The organism is Achromobacter sp. T5-5 (genome assembly GCF_055397965.1).
Genome location: NZ_AP027919.1, coordinates 1,996,521 through 2,013,584, shown reverse-complemented (window position 1 = coordinate 2,013,584; position 17,064 = coordinate 1,996,521). Strand labels below are relative to the sequence as shown.

Sequence of the window (17,064 nt, the reverse complement as noted above, 5' to 3'; positions counted from 1 at the left end):
AGTTGCCATGCAAGTGGATATCCAGAAGCTGGGAGCAGACGCCGCGCGCCAGGGGTTGACCCTTTTGGATTGCCCCTACCTTCGCACCGCAGCCATGCCTGCGCAAACCGGCGAATCCGTCACGGAATGGCGCAGCCGTGTGGAAATGTGGAAAGCGGGCTGGAAGGCCGGAGTCAAATCCCGCGCCGTCGTGAGCCGTGCCCCCTCGTCCCCCTTCATGAGCGCGCGCAGGTAGCCACTGCCTGCCGCGAGAGTACCCGGCCAGGGCCCTGGACATCGTCCAGGGCCCTTTCTCTTTGCCCGGGCCTCCTCGTTCTGGCGTCCCACTTTGGGCGTGCCAGCACTGGTCGAAAACTTTTGCATTTTGTTGCACCACGACCCCGCGGTTTCCGGAAAATGCTGCCCGCAGGGCGATTCCTGTGACCCCCATGCTTTGGAGCGCACGATGAATACTGAATCAGGTATTTGCGTAGATGGATTCAAAGTCCACTGCGATGTCATTGAGTTGCCGAGCGGCCAGTACCGCCTGGACGTCAAGACCCGGCGCGACGGCGACCAGACCGAAGGGCAATCTGTGTGGCCGATCCCGAGCGGCAAGCTGTTCTCCGCGCAGCATGAAGCCGAACGGCACGCGAAATGGATTCTCAAGGGGATCCGGCGGGTCGATGCGAGCGGCGCGCCTCAGTTCTGCCTGACCTGACAGCGCCCGTACTGGGAACGACTGGGAGCGCCTGCGGGCGCTCTCTTCTTTTCCGGTCATTGCCGCGGTCGAACCGCTCCTCCATCCTGGAGGCCATTCAACCGGACCGGTACTCATGCGCCATGGCTCGCATTTATTCGCCGGCTGCGTTGACGGCGCCCGTTCCTATTCAGTACCGTAAAAAAGTGAGTTCAAGCTCACGATTTCTCAGTAAGCCATTTCTCAGTAAGCCATATCTCAATAAGCCATTTCGTCTGCAAGCCAACCCAGGAGCTCGAACATGAAGAAGCACCTAGTGATGATTGGTCTGCTTGGATCGTTGACCTTCTCGGTCACGGGCCAGGCAGCGGACGCGAAAAAGCCTCTCGCCATGTGGCAATGCCAGGATTTCCTTGGTGTGCAAGAGTCCTTTCGCCCCGTTGTAGTGAGCTATGCAGAAGCGCTTAACCACAAAGGCAAGCCGGAAGAGGCCGTACTGGACGTGGAGGGCATCAGCTCCCGCACGCCGCTACTGGTCAAGCAGTGCAATGAAAATCCGAAGCTCATGCTGCGCGACGCCCTGGCCGGTCTGAAGAAGTAATCGCCCCTGCCCCTGAGGCTCGCCTCAGGGGTTCGTCCCCCCCACCCAGCAAGGTGCGCAGCCGACGCACCTGCTCGTCAAGCTGCGCCCGCAACCGTTCAATCTCCGCCAGGTCAGCGGACTGCGCGGCCGCGGCGCGGACCTGCGCGACCATCGTGGCCAGTTGCGCGAGGTCGGGGTCGGGCAAGGGGTCGCTCACTCTCCGCACCTGCAGGCGGCGCATCAATTCGGCAACCCGGTCGCGCATCGCAATGGCCGCCATGGCTCTGAGCGGCTGGCGCAGGAAGCGCGGCCATCCCAGCGCCCCGCCCGCGGCCAATGCGGCCGTCCTCACGCACGCCCCACCCGGTCCGCCCGACCTCCCCGCCGGCACGCCGCGCGGCAAGGCAATGGCGAGCGCCTGGCGGTCGCGCTCCATCTTGGCCAGCAGGGCCTCTTTGTCAGCCAGCGTGGTGGTCTTGGACATAATGGCTCCGGGCGGCGGCGGTATCCAGGCGCACCTGGTGACTCAGCTCCGCAAATGGCGACCCCTTGGGCGCGCTGCGGGTCGAAATGGCCAGCGAAATCAACGTGATGAGCAGCCACGCGCCCGCCACCAGCCAGGCGGCCAGCTTGCGATGCTCGGTATCCCAGAAGCTCACGATGGCGGCCACCGACACGAATCCCAAGGTGCCCAACGCGCAGAACACGAGCGCAATGCTGCTGATCACGGTTGCGACCAGCGCGGCACGGTACAGCGACAACTCGATGCCGATGAGCTCCACATAATCCCCCGAGCGTTCCGCGGCAAACGCCGCGATGCGGCGCAATCTGCGCAATCGTTCCGAAATCATGGCGTCTCCTTGGGGCGATGACGCGTGAAGTCAGCAATTGCCATACCCGTGGCCCGTGATCCGTCCTCCGCCCGAGCCGCCGGAAAATTGACGATAGTCAAATCCCTGAATCCTGACCGATCTACGCTGGCGCTGAACACTCGCTCAACACCCGCTCACCCCCCGATCAACGCGCATTCCAACCTACAGGGCATCGTGCCGACCTGCTTCGACAGGCGTCGAAGTCGATATGCATCCGGGCCTGCCGACCAGGATTGTTCGTGCTGGCTCCGCACCGCTATGCCGAGCATCAGAGGAAGCCGGTCGTGAAAGCCCTTTCTGCAGCCGCTCCCGAATTCAGATACGTTGTGTCGATGTTGATCATTGCGGCGCTGCTCGCTGCGATCGCGCTTCCCGTATCCGCCCAATCCTCCGCCGTGGCCCCCTCCCCGAGCGCAAAGCCGCCGAACCGGCCCAAGATCGGCCTGGTGCTTGCCGGCGGCGGCGCCAAAGGCGGGGCTCACGTCGGCGTACTCAAGGTGTTGGAGGAACTGAACATCCCGATCGACTACGTGGCGGGCACCAGCATGGGGGCCGTCGTCGGCGGCCTTTATGCGGGCGGGATGCGTCCGCATGACATCGAGCGGGAAATCCAGGGCATCGATTGGCATGGGATCTTTGTCGACTCCCCGAATAGGGAGGACCTCTCTTTCCGTCGCAAGCAGGATGACATCCTGTATGTTTTCAAGACAAAGCCGGGCTTCAACGATGGCGAGATCGAATTGCCGCTCGCCTACGTCCACGGTCAGAAGTTCGACCTGCAACTGAACCGCCTGACCGCGCGCGTGAGCGGAGTCAAGGACTTCGGGCAGCTTCCCATTCCCTTCCGGGCTGTCGCAACCGACCTGGAAACCGGCCGTGAAGTGGTGCTCAAGTCCGGCAACCTCGCCCGCGCCCTGCGCGCAAGCATGGCCGTGCCGCTCGCCTTCGATCCGGTCGAAATCGACGGCAAGCTGTTGATCGACGGCGGCACGAGCAACAACGTGCCCGTCAATGTGGCCCGAGCCATGGGCGCGGATGTGGTGATCGTTTCCGATCTGGGCAGCGAGCTGCTCAAGCGCGACCAGATCAACTCCGCGGTGGATGTGACCGAACAAATCGTCAACTTCCTTTTTGCGCTGAACTCTGAGGAACAGCTCAAAAGCCTGGGTCCTGGCGATGTTCTCATTTCGTCCAAACTGGGCGACATTGGCGCCGGCAGCTTTGATCGCATCAACGAGACCATCCCGATAGGCGAAAAAGCCGCGCGCCAGGCCACGCGGTCATTGCGGCAGTACTCACTCAAGAACGACGACTACGCCCGGTATTTGGCCGCCCATGCCGCCCCGCCGGCGCGCGTCGTCAAGTTGGCCTTCGTGCGCATCGAAAACCAGTCCAAGGTCAGCGATGCCGTTGTTGCCAGCCACATACACGCCAAGCCGGGCCAGCCGCTCGATGTCGCTCAGCTGGAAAAGGACGTGCAGGAGATCTACGGCCTGGAAATATTCGAGTCCGTGCGCTACGAACTCGTCGAAGAAAACGGTAAAACCGGCTTGCTCGTCCGGACCAAGGAGAAACCCTGGGGCCCCGGCTATCTCCAGGGCGGCCTGATCACGTCAAGCAATTTCAGAGGCGACGCCCCATTCCGCCTGGGCGTGGCCTACACGCGAACGCAAATCAACTCGCTCAATGGGGAATTCCGTCTGGGCGGCCAGATAGGCGACGAACCTTTGTTGTCTGCGGAAATCTTCCAACCGCTCGACCCTGGTGCACGATATTTCGCCATCGGCAGGGTCGGGTATCTGACCAGGAACATCAACCTCTACGACAACTCGGGCAACAATTTCGCCCAGGCCCGCACACGCGGGTATGGCTTTGAACTTGGTGCGGGTCGCCAGTTCGGCACGTGGGGAGAGGCGCGGCTTGGCTACTACTACGAGACAGGAAAAATCGACACCAGCGTAGGCGCGCCGACCCCCAGCCAGCACTATGACACCGGGATGTTGTTCGTACGCCTGACCGATGACAAGCTCGACGACGTGAATTTCCCTACCAAAGGCCATTTCGGCAAATTCGAATACCGCATGTCGCGCAAGGCTTTCGGTGCGGATACCGACTTCGACCAGATATCGCTCGGCTATCAACAAGCCTACAGCTGGGGACGCAATACCTTATTCGGCGGCATGCAGGTACACCTCACCGTCAATGAAAACGCGCCGATCCAGAGCCTTTATCGGCTGGGCGGCTTCCTCCGGCTATCTGGCTATTCACTGGATGAGCTATCCGGCCAACAGACTGGCCTGGCGCGGGTGGTCTACCTTCGTCACCTCAAAGACACCGAGTTCTTCAAGGCCTATGCCGGGGCGAGCCTGGAAGCGGGTAATGCCTGGCAGGATTCCGGAAGGATCTTCGATCGATCCATTTTCGCGGGCAGCGTGTTCGTGGGTGCCGATACGCCTATCGGCCCGCTTTACCTAGGCGCAGGGCATACCAGCACGGGAAGCAATAGCGTGTATCTCTTCCTCGGACCGCTGTTCAGCTTCTGACAGGCATGCCGCTTTGCTCGAGGATGATTTTTGTCAGAGCCGCTTACGAACCCGGGGCAACCCTACAACATCGTATTCATCCTGACTTGGGGTTCAGTTCTAAGATCCAGCAGTGCTTGCAACCCGCCGCGCGCCAGCGCCACTCAGGTCGCAAATTGACTTTCGTCAAGTTTCATCGCGGATCAAATGCTAGCGTACCTGGACGCCGCGTGATTGCTGATGAGCAGAACGGTTGGGTGGCGCGCGCGTCGCGCCGCCTTAGCCGAAACGGGAGAGACCGTCATGATCAGTAGCCTTGGAACGCTCATAAGGTACCCGCTGCGCCAGGCCGGCGCGGCGCTGGGGCTGGCCCTCCTCACGGCGGGAATTGCAGCCGCACAGCAATCCGACGCGCCGCTCGGTTCCCCCGCTGCCACGCGAGCGATCGACGGACTCCAGCTACCTGCACCGGAAGTCCCCTTTGGCGGCAAGATAGAACGCAACGCGATGCAGTCGACCCCGTTCTGGCAGCCTCGCATCGCTCCGCCCAACGGGGCCCCGAACGTGCTCTTGATCATCACCGACGACGTGGGTTTCGGCGCGCCGGCCACCTTTGGCGGCGTCATCCCGACGCCAGCGCTCGACAAGATCGCCGCGATGGGCTTGCGCTACACCAACATGCATTCCACCGCCCTCTGTTCGCCCACCCGGGCCGCGCTGATAACCGGGCGCAACCACCATTCGTCCGGCTTTGGCGTGATATCGGAACAGGCGACCGGATACCCCGGCTATGACAGCGTCATCGCCAAGGACAAAGCCACCGTCGGCACGATCCTCAAGAGCAACGGGTACAACACGTCCTGGTTTGGAAAGAACCACAACACGCCGGGCTACCAGGTCAGCATGGCGGGACCCTTCGATCAGTGGCCCACGGGCATGGGCTTCGACTACTTCTACGGCTTCATGGGCGGCGACACGAGCCAGTGGACGCCGGGCAACCTGTTCCGCAACACGACGCAGATATACCCGTATGAATCCCACAAGGGGTACAACCTGATCACCGCCATGGCTGACGAAGCCATCGACTACATGTCCCAACTGAACGCGCTGGCACCCGATCAGCCGTGGCTGGTCTATTACGCGCCGGGAGGCACCCACGCGCCGCACCATCCAACGCCGGAATGGATCAAGAAGATCGAAGACATGCACCTCTTCGACGACGGCTGGAACAAGCTGCGGGACACGATCTTTGCCAATCAGAAAAAGCTCGGTGTCATCCCGCAGACAGCGGAGCTTACCCCTTGGCCGTCGGACCTATTGAAGAACTGGGACCAATTGACCGATGACGAAAAGAAGATGTTCATCCGGCAGGCCAATGTCTACGCCGCATACCTCGCCTACACCGACGCCGAGATCGGGCGGGTCATCCAGGCCGTCGAAGACGCCGGCGAATTGGACAACACGCTCATCATCTACATTTCTGGCGACAATGGTTCGTCGGCCGAAGGCACGCTACTGGGAACGCCGAACGAAGTGGCGATGTTCAACGGCGTCGAAGTGCCTGTCAGCACGCAACTGAAGAATTTCTACGACCTCTGGGGCTCGGAACACACCTATAACCACATGGCTGTTCCTTGGTCCTGGGCTTTCGACACCCCCTTCAAGTGGACCAAGCAAATTTCGTCCTATTTTGGCGGCACCCGGCAAGGCATGGCGATCGCCTGGCCCAAGGTCATCACCGACAAGGGCGGCATACGCAACCAGTTCGCCCATGTCATCGACATCGCCCCGACGATACTGGAGGCCGCGTCCATTCGCGAACCCTCGGTGGTGGACGGCATCGCGCAAAGCCCAATGGAAGGTTCAAGCCTGATGTACACCTTCGACGCGGCCAACGCCAAGGTCCCTGGTCGGCACCTGACTCAATACTTCGAGATGTTTGGAAATTACGCCATCTACCACGAGGGCTGGATGCTGGTGGACAAGGTCAGCCGTCCGTCATGGGTGACGGCAGGTCCGCAGGACGTCAACCCGGCCAAGGCGGATTGGGCGCTTTACAACATCAATACCGACTGGACCCAGAACCACGACGTGGCCGCGCGCCATCCCGAGAAGGTCAAGGAGCTGGAAGCGATTTGGTGGCGGGAAGCCAGGAAGTACAACGTGATGCCGCTCGACGCCTCGGTGGTAAGCCGTCTGGTCACACCACGTCCGTCCAGCACCGCCGGGCGCTCGGATTTCACATTCCCCGGCAGGATGACCGGCATCTCGAATGGCGTCGCCCCCTCCATCCTGAACGCCTCCTACACCTTCACCGCAAAGGTGACGGTGCCCGAGGGCGGCGGCGAAGGCATGATCATCACGCAGGGCGGCCGCTTCACCGGCTACGGCTTGTTCCTCCACAAAGGGAGGCCCACCTTCGTCTGGAACCTGTTCGGTCTCCAGAAAGTGGCCTGGGAGGCGCCCGACGCGCTGGCGCCCGGCAAACATACGCTAGTTTTCGACTTCAACTATGACGGCCTCGGCGCGGCGACGCTCGCCTTCAACGACTTCAGCGGCATCGGCAAAGGCGGCACGGGCGAATTGAAGGTCGACGGCGCCGTCGTGGCGAAGCACAAGATGGAGTACACGGTCCCGCTCATCCTGGCCTGGGACGAGAACATGGATATCGGCTCCGACACTGGCACACCCGTGGATGACGCGGCGTATGCGGTGCCTTTCGCGTTCACGGGATCCATCGACAGCTTGAACCTGATCGTCAACCGGCCAGTTCTGAGCGACGCCGACAAGGCCAGGCTTGAAGATGCCATGAAGAAGGCCTCGGACTAGGCGGTAAGGCCGACTTCGGCTTACCCCCGCCCCGCAAAATGCGGCGACTGGCCGAAATGCTCGTGGGTAAGGCAATCGGGCAGGTATGCGACCCCAATTTTGGCCGTTGCCGCTGCGATCAAGGCCGCGCCATTGTCGGCCTTGAAGCGCCCTTGCGGACGCACCGCAATGATCTTGTCGCCATCCATGAACTGCCACGTTTCGGTGCCCTGCATCAGGGCTTCATGGGCGACGAGTAGCTCTGGCGATTCTGGCGCCCCATGGGCCTTGATGTAGTCCGGGCTGGCGAGCAGCTTGCCGTGGATGGGACCGACGCGTCTTGCGATCAGGTTGGAGTCCGGCAGGTAGCCCACCCGTATCGCACAGTCGTAACCCTCTGCGATGAGGTCAACGAAGCGATCGCCATAGCAGGTCTGCACATGCAGCTGGGGGTGGCGCCGCGCCAATTCCGCGACTACGGGCGCGAAATGCGTCAGGCCGAATGACACGGGCACAGCCACTCGCAAGCGACCGCGCAGTTCGCCAGAAGGCAGGATCGTCTCCCGGGCCACGTTGATCTCGGCGCAGGCCCTGGCCGCGTGGTTCCGAAAAATTTCTCCGGCTTCCGTCAGCGCCGCCCCGCGTGTGGTGCGCGCGAGCAACTGGATTCCCAGCTCTGATTCCAACCGCAGCAATCGACGGCTGACGATGGACTTGGACACCCCCAGCCGCAGCGCTGCGGGCGACACGCCCCCCGCATCGGCGACTTCGATGAAGGTCTGAAGTCCCCCAGATCACCGATGTGTTCCCCGGCCAGGAAGTCATCGACCGCACGTTCATCAACACATGGGAAGACCCCAAAGTGGTCGGCGCGGCCAAGTCCACGGGCCGCAAGCAGTTGATCATTGCCGGGCTGTGGACCGAAGTCTGCGTCGCCATGCCGGCGATCCAGGCCGCGGGCGAAGGCTGGGACGTGACAGTCATCACCGATGCCTCGGGCGGCGTGTCGGTCGAGTCGCACGAAGTTGCGCTGCAGCGCATGGCGGCGGCCGGCGTGAACCTGATGACGTGGATGGCGCTGGCCGCCGAATGGCAACGCGACTGGGCGCGCGCCGGGACCGCCGCCGGGCTGACCGACATCCTCGTTCAACATGCCGCCGGTAGCGGAATTGCCTATCTATGGGAGCAGCAATTGCTGAACACGCCGGTGCCCGCGTCGACGGCCTGATCCGGCGGAGGCACGGCAACCCTGCGACGATGTGCAGGGTGTGCGACCGGCGCCGTGTCGTGGTGGGCAAGAGCGCCCGATGCCGCCAATGGGTGCTCTTGCCCACCATCGACACAAAGAAAAAGGCGCCTCGCTTTCGCGTAAGTGCCCATGAACCGCCCCGGCTATCGCGGAGGCTGTTTGGTCGCCTCTCGACCGGTCAACGGAAATGGGGCTGCCTTTGACCGGTATGAAAATGCGCGGGCGTATATGGATACGCGCTCAAGTCAATCTCGGCCGGCGAGTCCTGACGATGGTTCCATCGGGCAGTTGGTAAGTTCCCGTGCCTATGTGGTCCACGACCTGCCCGTCGGGAAGGCAGCAGTAGAACGAGGTCCCGGGTGTTTCATCGGGACGAAACTGACTGCGACGTTCGATGCGGTAGGTCCGCCCATCTGCCGCGACGGCGATCACGGCGATGGGATGTTTGGGGTGAATTGAATTGGACATTGGCTTGTCCTTCGGAATTTGTTCAATCAATGAAAAACCCGCTCCTAGTGTGCGCCGGGTGTTCCAGTAAAAACTGACAAAGATCAGTTTTCTTGCAGGGGGGAGTAATCCAAAAGTGGGCGCAGGAACAGCGCTGTGGATGAGCTCAGGTTGCGTGACCTGATCATATTGGGCGCGTACGGCGGACGTGGCTCGTGGAGTGTGCCATTGGACGGCAGTACGCAGGGAATGTCTCGGCAGGCCGGCCCGCGGGATTTAACCCGACCTGCGCCTTATGCGCCCCCCTGACCTCGCCCGTCAATGTCACCCAACCTTGTTGTACTTTGACCTGCACCTTGTTGTCAGGAATGGAGACATTCCATCCGAGGCTGTGGATCGCGCGTTTGGCCAGCTCTTCGTCCGAGTTGCCTTGCTCGTAGCTGGTGCGCACCTCGATTTCCTGTGCGATCCCTTTGACGCCTTTCACGTGCGAGAAAGCGTGATTTTTGTCAACAACAGCTTCCTGTTCGCGTTCAACATGATTTGTCGAGCTGCTTCGCTCATTGGACATCCTGGAGGTCATCATGCAACAGCCCGCCAAAACTCCCAATCCCAAATCTGAGAAGGTGCGGCCGCACCAGAAGGAAGACGCAGAGGAACAGCGCCAGAAGGCCGAACGGGCCGAGATACTGGGGCGGCACAAAAACACCGGACAGAAGGACCACAAAGGCGCGCGCTGAGGTCAAAGGGGCGGCGGCCGACGCGACAAACCGACGACTCTCGATTTAGGTGCTCTTATGAAAATTCTCTTCGAGAATCGGCAAGAGGCTGGCCTGTTGCTCGCGCAAAAGTTGAAGAAGTACGCGGAGCGCTCGGACGTGATCGTCCTGGCATTGCCGCGTGGCGGTGTGCCGGTAGGATTTCAGATCGCCGTCGAGTTGAAGGTCCCGCTTGACGTGGTGGTGGTACGCAAGATCGGAATGCCAGGGAACCCGGAATACGCCATAGGTGCGATCAGCATTGATCAGTCTCTACTTCAGGCAGAGGTAATCGAGGCGTACGGAATCGATCCGAAGGAGATAGAAGCCGTCATAGCGCGTGAGCGCAAGGAGATGGCGCGTCGGGAGTCGCTATATCGCGCAGGGCGGCTACCGCTGCAGTTGCAGGGCAAGGTCGTCATTGTGGTGGATGATGGCCTTGCGACGGGTTCGACGATGCGTGTGGCCCTTCAGTCCGTACGAAAGATGAATCCAGCTAGGGTTGTTGTCGCCGTACCCGTTGCCGCGGCCGAGACCAGGCAGGAGCTCGCAGGTGAGGCCGACGAAATAACGTGCCTCGATACGCCTACGCCTTTTTATGGCGTCGGCCAATGGTATGCCAATTTTGAGCAGACAGAGGACGACGAGGTCATACGCCTGCTGCATGAGGCAGAACGAATGCATCCGCTCGGCGCCTGGACGAAGGCATCCTCAGCGCGTGGCGGCTGAAGCGCCCGTTGCAGATCTTTTGGAATTGCCATGGAATCGACATTCGATGCCAACGCCACCTTTATGGCCCGGCTAACTGCAGCGGCGCGGCCGCTTACTGGAGGCATCAAAGACTATGACGCCCTTCTTGACAACATTGGCGCCGCGCGTTTCGTGCTGATTGGGGAAGCGAGTCACGGCACTCACGAGTTCTATGAAGAGCGGGCTCGCATTACGCAGCGCCTGATTGCCGAAATGCACTTCTCCGCAGTCGCTGTCGAGGCGGATTGGCCTGATGCCTATCGCGTCAACCGGTACCTCCGATGTCAAGGCGAAGACAATTCCGGGGAGCAAGCCTTGGCGGGGTTTAAGCGCTTTCCAACCTGGATGTGGCGAAATACCGAAGTCGTCCACTTTGTCGATTGGCTCCGGTCCTACAACCTGTCGCTGCCATCAAACGTCGCGCCAGTCGGATTTTATGGGCTCGATCTGTACAGTCTCTTCACCTCGATCGCGGAAGTGCTGAGGTATCTGGATAAGGTCGACCCCAGCGCCGCGCGAGATGCTCGCGAGCGTTACGCCTGCTTTGACCATTTCGGAAGGAGTAGTGAGCGTTATGGCTACATGGCTCACCATGGCGTTTCGCCCTCATGTAAAGAAGCCGTTATCGCGCAAATGCACGACATCAACTCCCGTGCGGCCGAATACATGAAGCGCGACGGCCAGGCGGCTAGTGATGAGGTTTTTTACGTACAGCAGAATGCACGCCTCGTTGCCAATGCTGAACAGTATTACCGAACCATGTTCGACCAGCGGGTTTCATCCTGGAATCTGCGGGATCGGCACATGATGGAAACGCTTGATGCGCTGGCCAGGCATTTGCCGCGAACGCAGGACGGAATGCCCGCCAAGATCGTCGTCTGGGCTCACAACTCTCATGTTGGCGATGCCCGGGCCACCGAAGTGGGACACGCTGGGGAATTGACGGTGGGACAGCTGGCGCGCGAGTCCTATGGCGGTCAGGCGGTTCTGGTGGGAATGACGACATACCAGGGAAGCGTAACAGCAGCGAACGATTGGGATGCGCCGGCTGAACGAATGCGGGTGCGCCCGGCACTGCGGGAAAGCTACGAAGCCCTTTTTCATCAGATTGGACTTGAGCGCTTCATGTTGGCGTTCAATGGAGATCATCACTTGAATCAGGCGTTGTCCGCGCACCGGCTGGAGCGCGCCATCGGCGTCGTCTACCGCCCTGAGACCGAGCGGGGAAGCCATTACTTCTATGCGTCTTTGCCGCGGCAGTTCGATTATGTGCTGCATCTTGATCAGACGCGAGCGGTCGAACCCTTGGAATGGGGTGACACCTGGCAATTGGATGAAGCGCCCGAAACCTTCCCTGCCGGCTTGTAGCGGCGCCCGCCCGACTGCATTGATGAGATCGCCGCCGGGGGTGAATTTAAAAGCGGCAAGTTCCGTTTGAAAATTCTCAATGTGAAATAAAAAAACCCGCCGAGGCGGGTTGCTTTGCTGATTATGCGAAACAGATAAAATCCCATCCTTCGACTAGGCGAGGGCGGCATGGCACTTCCGTATTACCGCAAGTTCCCCATCTATGACTTCTGGCGAGGCCTGTTCATGGGCAAGGCGCTCATTCAGCGCAAGCTGTTTGGCCACATGAAGGATCAAGTCAAAGATTGGCCCAAGGAGAAGCAGTATTCCCACGGCTACTTCTATCAGGGCCTGGAACAGCTTGGGATCACCGGAGGCAAGCCCACCGGGTTCCGGTTCAAACAGTACGACGTCGACCAGATCCTGACCGGCGCTGAAGTGCTTGATATCGGCAGTAACGCCGGCTTCGTTGCCGTCTACTGTGCGTGGCGGGCCAAATTCGTCACAGCGATCGAGCTGAACCCGCACCTGAATCGCGTCGCCCGAGACACAGCGAAGCACTTCAAGTTGGACAACATGGAGGTGATCGACGGTGATTTCTCCACGTTCCAAAGCGACCGGAAGTACGACGTGGTCCTGTCGTTCTCGAACCACCACACCATTGATGGGAACCTTGATATGGGGTTCGAAAACTACATCAAGCGGATCGTGTCGTTCTTGCGGCCGGGTGGGTACATGCTCTTCGAAAGCCACAACGTCTTTGCTGAGGGCAAAGGGGGAATGGGCGACGACGGAGACATGGAGCAGAAGGTCGCCATCATGAACAAGTACTTCACCATCGAGCGATACCGTATGGTCAACTGCTTTTTGAAGCACGGGATCGAAGACCTGGACAAGCTCTTTATCGTGGCGCGCCTGGCAGACAACCCCGCGCCCATCGACTTCAAGCTTCCTGAAGCGATCAAGAAGTACGCGTACTAGGCCGGCGCCAGAACGGTAATCGTGCCGTTCCCGCCCATTGCCTTCAATGCGCCGCTTTTTACCTAGAGCTGAACCACTCCAGCGACAGGCGCAATAGGAGTTGTGCCGACACCGACGGCGACCCCGCCGGTCATACCCTGCCCCGCTTTCGCGGGCGGTTCAATCAGCATGTTGGCGGTCTCCGACGCCGTGAAGCGTACACCCCGCGTCATCCCTCCCGTGCCGCTCGTTCGCCATGCTGAGGCGCGCCGGCCAGGCCCCTGCAGGTATCTCATCGATACCGCGGCGCCAAGCACACCGGCAAACTTTGCCGCGAAGGCGTCGAAGTCTTGGATGTTCAATCGCGTCCCCTATGGACATAAAAAATCCCGCCGAGGCGGGTTGGTTGCGTAGCACTGTGCTCACGTTCGCGTCAGTCTTCCGTCCGCGGAAGAACGCCGGTCGAACAATGCCCCGCGTAGCGCCTTGGTCAAAGGGTTGACGAGCAGATCCAAGATGGCCGCGATTACGAAGCTCACCAACAGGACTCCGCAAAACAGGAGCAGGAGTCGCGTTGAGGACAGCGCTCCAACCTGGACGCGAGGGAGCCAGACGTAGATGACTTGATGGTGGACCAGGAAGGCGAGAAACGAATACTGGGCAGTTTTTGAAACCACGGCAGCCATCCGACCAGACACTGGAATGACGCTGCCGACGTATGCCAGAACACAAAAGCAGGCTATGCCAAGCACCAGTCCATAAAACAAAATGTGGATGGGTGGCATCCATACTGCGAGGACCGCCAGCGCTGCGAGCGACACCAAGAACGTGATGAACTTATGCGGCATCACATATCGCGCCACGCAAACACCAAAGAGGAACTCCGGTAAGCGCATCAACGGATTTCGATCAACCTGCAGCGAAAAGAGCGCGGTGTAGTTCCGAAAGAGCAGATACACCAGTGCCGCCACCGCTATCCATGTCAACAATGGTCGGGTGAAGACCGCAGCCCGCAGCAATGGAAAGAGAGCATATAGGCACAGGATGAAGCCTACGAACCACTCGCCGACCAAGTAAAAATTTGGCCCCTTGTAGAAGAAGAAGCCGTCAAAACCCGTCACAGTGAGGATGGCCTTCCATGTTGGCCCCGAGCCGGGCCACACCCCGGATAGACCCAATAGGACCAGGGCGACGAACAACCAGGCCGTCCAAAATGAAGGATAAATGGCTAGGGCGCGCTTCAAATAGAAATCGCCCGTCCCTTTCCATTTGTTGGCGGTGAGGCCCAGCGATGCGCCAGAGATGATGATGAAGAGCGTGACCCCGAGGTCACCCATCATTTGGCGGAAGACTGTCATCGAGCCGACCACCGACGCATCCGGTGCCTGCGCTCGAACTTGGATGTTGAAGTGGTAGAGAACGATCAATACGATGGCTAGCACTCGAATGGCGTCCAAGTAGAACAGGCGCCCCTTCCCGCCGGATTTCAGACCCACCTCGCTTCCAAGCGCCCCAGCCGTCATCGTCATTCCACTCTGTCTCTAATATGGCGGCGGACGATATCAGAACCCGAAACTAGGGTCTACTCCAGGGCGGGCGGGCCCAGAAGCAGCTCCTCGTCCGACGGTACTGCGTGGCCATGTCCGATCACCTGATCCGCCACCTCATCAAAACGGGCCCGAACCAGGCTGCGCCATGATCGCAAGGCCCGCCCGCATTCCTGGAACTGCGGGACCGCAGGCTCTTCCGCGCACGAGACCGCGTCGGCCAAATTTTGATAGCCCATCTCCACTGCTTTCGCGTCCATGAACGCCTGTACCAGGGGTCACTTAACGGCGATTGCGGCGGCCGCATCTACCGGCGCCTCGGCCGGCGGCACCAGCTTGCCCAGGCGGTACAGCCAGCCGTCGCGGACCTCGAAGCCCGCTGGAAGCGTCACAGCACGGCATATGTGTTCGCTGCTCGATCCGGCGCACCGTATACGGATTCCGGGTTCAAAGCGAACTGGTCAAAAAAAATGGCCGATTTCGTGAAAGCTGGCGGGGAGCGCTTACGGCGCATGACCTGCGCGCGATGTACGTGACCGAGATGGTCAGCCGAGATCAGAACCCTGAAACCCACAAAAACGCCGCCACAACACGCCGCGTCTATGCCCGGTGCCGGAAGGTGAAGGTCACCCCAACGTTCTGATTAAATTAGAAAGCGCCTCAGATATTAGAAGTTTGCAGGCGCTAGAAAAGAAAAAAGCCGCTCTAGGCGGCTGATTTCTAAGAAATTCTTGGGGTGGCTGATGGGACTCGAACCCACGACAACCGGAATCACAATCCGGGACTCTACCAACTGAGCTACAGCCACCACTGGGTACTGCTTGGGGTATTGCTTCGGTGTTACCCAATACCTTGCGGTGTTTTCGCTTGCCGCGCTGTCTTCAAAACCTGTTTCGAAGAACGCTCAACAACGAAGAGGCCGAATTCTAGCACGTTTTTTTGGAAGGTGTGAAATCCTGCTGCGAAGGACGTGTTGCCACTCGCAGCAGCCTTGCTATTCTTGCGCATGGTTAATCTCCGGAGGCCGCGTCTCAAGCCATCGCCATGGATCGCATACACGCATTTTTGACTGAATATTGGCCCCATATTGCCTTTGCCATCAGCATCGTGGCGGGCACAGGCGCGGCGGTGCATGCCGCGATGACCAAGCAGGATGTGCGGGCGGCCATCGGATGGGTGGGGGTGGCGATGTTCTCGCCGATCCTTGGGGCGCTCTTCTATTTCGTGGCCGGGATCAACCGCATTCGCAAGACGCGGGTGTCGCAGCAGCGCGACGACGCCATGCTGGAGGATGCGGAACAGGTGGCGACGGCGGCGGTGGACGTGGTGCCGATTTCGGGCGAGCAGTTTGCCTCGCTGAAAGTGCTGGGCGACCGGGTCAGCCGCTTTCAGCTTCTGGGCGGCAACGAGGTGCGGCCGCTGGCTGGCGGCGACGAGACGTATCCGGCGATGCTGCAGGCCATCCGCGCGGCGCGGCGCACGGTGGCGATGCAGAGCTACATCTTTGACAACGATCCGATCGGCCGCGAGGTGGCCGAGGCGCTGATCGAAGCGCAGGCGCGCGGCGTGCAGGTGCGGGTGCTGATCGACGCGGTCGGTTCCAAGTATTCGCGTCCGCCCATCGTGCGCATGCTGGCGCGCGCCGGCGTGCCGGTGGCGCGGTTCATGACGAATCCGCTGGGCGTGCTGCGCATGCCCTATGCCAATCTGCGCAGCCACCGCAAGGTGCTGGTGGTGGACGGGCGCGTGGGGTTCACGGGCGGGATGAACGTGCGCGCGGCGTTCGTCACCGCGCTGGCGGGCGAGGCCACCAACCACGATACGCATTTCCGCCTGGAAGGGCCCATCGTGACGCAGCTCATGTCGGTGTTTGCGCACGACTGGAACTTCACCACGCACGAGTCGCTGCCCGCCGCGTTGTGGTTCGATCCCGACGCCCTGCCGCCTTCGGGCCGGGTGCCGATCCGCTGCGTGCCGTCGGGGCCCGACCGCGCGCTGGGCAGCACGCACAACATGCTGCTGGGCGCGCTGGCGGTGGCGCGGCATCACGTCCGGATCCAGTCGCCCTACTTCCTGCCCGACCAGACGCTGATCGGCGCGCTGGCCACGGCGGCGCGGCGCGGGATCCTGGTGGACATCGTGATCCCGGGCAAGAACAACCTGCGCCTGGTGGACTACGCGATGACGGCGCAGCTTGACCAGGTGGTGCGCACCGGCTGCCGCGTCTGGCGGTCGCAAGGCGCGTTCGACCATTCCAAGCTGATGACGGTGGACGATGCCTGGACCTACGCCGGCTCGTCGAACCTGGACCCGCGCAGCCTGCGGTTGAATTTCGAGTTGGACACCGAGATCTACGATCCCGCGGTTGCGCGCTGGATCGGCGCGCGCTTCGATGCGCTGGTCGCCAATGCGCAGCGCGTGACGCTGGAAGACCTGCTGCGCGCGCCCTTTGCGAAGCGCCTGCGCAACAAGGTGATCTGGCTGGCCACGCCGTATCTGTAGCCTGCCGCGCGCGCCCCGCCCCAGGCCGACGGCCGGGACG

The 17,064-nt window shown here is 60.9% G+C and carries 18 protein-coding genes and 1 tRNA gene; 11 read left to right on the top strand and 8 right to left on the bottom strand.

Annotated features, from left to right (window positions below; all coding sequences use genetic code 11):
• Positions 1–7 precede the first annotated feature (7 nt).
• The 3 genes from ACZ50Q_RS08940 (at position 8) to hdeA (ending at position 1,280) form a co-directional block, all read left to right on the top strand.
• Positions 8–235: a CrpP-related protein gene (locus ACZ50Q_RS08940; protein WP_076519972.1), complete on the top strand. Its 228-nt coding sequence runs from the start codon at positions 8–10 to the stop codon at positions 233–235.
• 210 nt (positions 236–445) lie between these two features.
• Positions 446–700, top strand: coding sequence for a hypothetical protein (locus tag ACZ50Q_RS08935; RefSeq protein WP_076519971.1), 255 nt, complete (start codon positions 446–448; stop codon positions 698–700).
• A gap of 280 nt (positions 701–980) precedes the next feature.
• A complete protein-coding gene (gene hdeA, locus ACZ50Q_RS08930; RefSeq protein WP_076519970.1) occupies positions 981–1,280 on the top strand; it encodes an acid-activated periplasmic chaperone HdeA in 300 nt (99 codons plus the stop codon).
• On the opposite strand, the gene ACZ50Q_RS08925 is transcribed toward hdeA, so the two are convergent.
• Together ACZ50Q_RS08925 and ACZ50Q_RS08920 are read right to left on the bottom strand one after the other, a co-directional pair.
• A complete protein-coding gene (locus ACZ50Q_RS08925; protein ID WP_464081244.1) occupies positions 1,243–1,746 on the bottom strand; it encodes a hypothetical protein in 504 nt (167 codons plus the stop codon). The genes hdeA and ACZ50Q_RS08925 overlap by 38 nt on opposite strands.
• Positions 1,721–2,113, bottom strand: coding sequence for a phage holin family protein (locus ACZ50Q_RS08920; protein ID WP_076519968.1), 393 nt, complete (start codon positions 2,111–2,113; stop codon positions 1,721–1,723). Before ACZ50Q_RS08920 ends, ACZ50Q_RS08925 begins: the two co-directional genes overlap by 26 nt.
• Before the next feature lie 260 nt (positions 2,114–2,373).
• Here ACZ50Q_RS08920 and ACZ50Q_RS08915 point away from each other — a divergent pair, with 260 nt between their 5' ends.
• Positions 2,374–4,677, top strand: a complete 2,304-nt coding sequence (locus ACZ50Q_RS08915; protein WP_464081243.1) for a patatin-like phospholipase family protein — start codon at positions 2,374–2,376, stop codon at positions 4,675–4,677.
• 282 nt (positions 4,678–4,959) lie between these two features.
• Positions 4,960–7,485, top strand: coding sequence for an arylsulfatase (locus tag ACZ50Q_RS08910; RefSeq protein WP_464081242.1), 2,526 nt, complete (start codon positions 4,960–4,962; stop codon positions 7,483–7,485).
• A gap of 20 nt (positions 7,486–7,505) precedes the next feature.
• Here ACZ50Q_RS08910 and ACZ50Q_RS08905 read toward each other — a convergent pair whose 3' ends face one another.
• Positions 7,506–8,213: a substrate binding domain-containing protein gene (locus tag ACZ50Q_RS08905; protein ID WP_464081241.1), complete on the bottom strand. Its 708-nt coding sequence runs from the start codon at positions 8,211–8,213 to the stop codon at positions 7,506–7,508.
• A gap of 53 nt (positions 8,214–8,266) precedes the next feature.
• On the opposite strand from ACZ50Q_RS08905, the gene ACZ50Q_RS08900 reads away from it, so the two are divergent.
• Entirely contained in the window at positions 8,267–8,692 is a 426-nt protein-coding gene (locus ACZ50Q_RS08900) for an isochorismatase family protein (RefSeq protein ID WP_464081240.1), read from the top strand.
• 652 nt (positions 8,693–9,344) lie between these two features.
• Here the strand turns inward: ACZ50Q_RS08900 and ACZ50Q_RS08895 are convergent.
• Complete coding sequence (locus ACZ50Q_RS08895; protein ID WP_464081239.1) at positions 9,345–9,746, bottom strand: BON domain-containing protein; 402 nt, start codon at positions 9,744–9,746, stop codon at positions 9,345–9,347.
• Between ACZ50Q_RS08895 and ACZ50Q_RS08890 the strand changes: the two genes are divergently transcribed.
• From ACZ50Q_RS08890 to ACZ50Q_RS08875, 4 genes are all read left to right on the top strand, one after another.
• Positions 9,745–9,900, top strand: coding sequence for a hypothetical protein (locus ACZ50Q_RS08890; protein WP_464081238.1), 156 nt, complete (start codon positions 9,745–9,747; stop codon positions 9,898–9,900). The genes ACZ50Q_RS08895 and ACZ50Q_RS08890 overlap by 2 nt on opposite strands.
• Positions 9,901–9,957: 57 nt before the next feature.
• Positions 9,958–10,647, top strand: a complete 690-nt coding sequence (locus ACZ50Q_RS08885; RefSeq protein ID WP_464081237.1) for a phosphoribosyltransferase — start codon at positions 9,958–9,960, stop codon at positions 10,645–10,647.
• A 30-nt stretch (positions 10,648–10,677) separates the two neighbouring features.
• Positions 10,678–12,036, top strand: coding sequence for an erythromycin esterase family protein (locus tag ACZ50Q_RS08880; protein WP_464081236.1), 1,359 nt, complete (start codon positions 10,678–10,680; stop codon positions 12,034–12,036).
• Between the two features lie 168 nt (positions 12,037–12,204).
• A complete protein-coding gene (locus ACZ50Q_RS08875) occupies positions 12,205–12,996 on the top strand; it encodes a class I SAM-dependent methyltransferase (protein ID WP_076515192.1) in 792 nt (263 codons plus the stop codon).
• 401 nt (positions 12,997–13,397) lie between these two features.
• Here ACZ50Q_RS08875 and ACZ50Q_RS08870 read toward each other — a convergent pair whose 3' ends face one another.
• The 4 genes from ACZ50Q_RS08870 to ACZ50Q_RS08855 all read right to left on the bottom strand — a co-directional run bounded on the left by ACZ50Q_RS08870 (position 13,398) and on the right by ACZ50Q_RS08855 (position 15,530).
• Positions 13,398–14,504, bottom strand: coding sequence for an acyltransferase family protein (locus tag ACZ50Q_RS08870; RefSeq protein ID WP_464081235.1), 1,107 nt, complete (start codon positions 14,502–14,504; stop codon positions 13,398–13,400).
• A gap of 53 nt (positions 14,505–14,557) precedes the next feature.
• Positions 14,558–14,782: a hypothetical protein gene (locus ACZ50Q_RS08865; protein ID WP_464081234.1), complete on the bottom strand. Its 225-nt coding sequence runs from the start codon at positions 14,780–14,782 to the stop codon at positions 14,558–14,560.
• Positions 14,783–15,254: 472 nt separating this feature from the next.
• Positions 15,255–15,330 (bottom strand) — tRNA-His (locus ACZ50Q_RS08860).
• 32 nt (positions 15,331–15,362) lie between these two features.
• A complete protein-coding gene (locus tag ACZ50Q_RS08855) occupies positions 15,363–15,530 on the bottom strand; it encodes a hypothetical protein (protein ID WP_464081233.1) in 168 nt (55 codons plus the stop codon).
• A gap of 36 nt (positions 15,531–15,566) precedes the next feature.
• On the opposite strand from ACZ50Q_RS08855, the gene cls reads away from it, so the two are divergent.
• Positions 15,567–17,024 carry a cardiolipin synthase gene (gene cls / locus ACZ50Q_RS08850; protein WP_464081232.1) on the top strand — a complete coding sequence of 486 codons (1,458 nt, stop codon included), beginning with the start codon at positions 15,567–15,569 and terminating at the stop codon, positions 17,022–17,024.
• Positions 17,025–17,064: the final 40 nt, after the last annotated feature.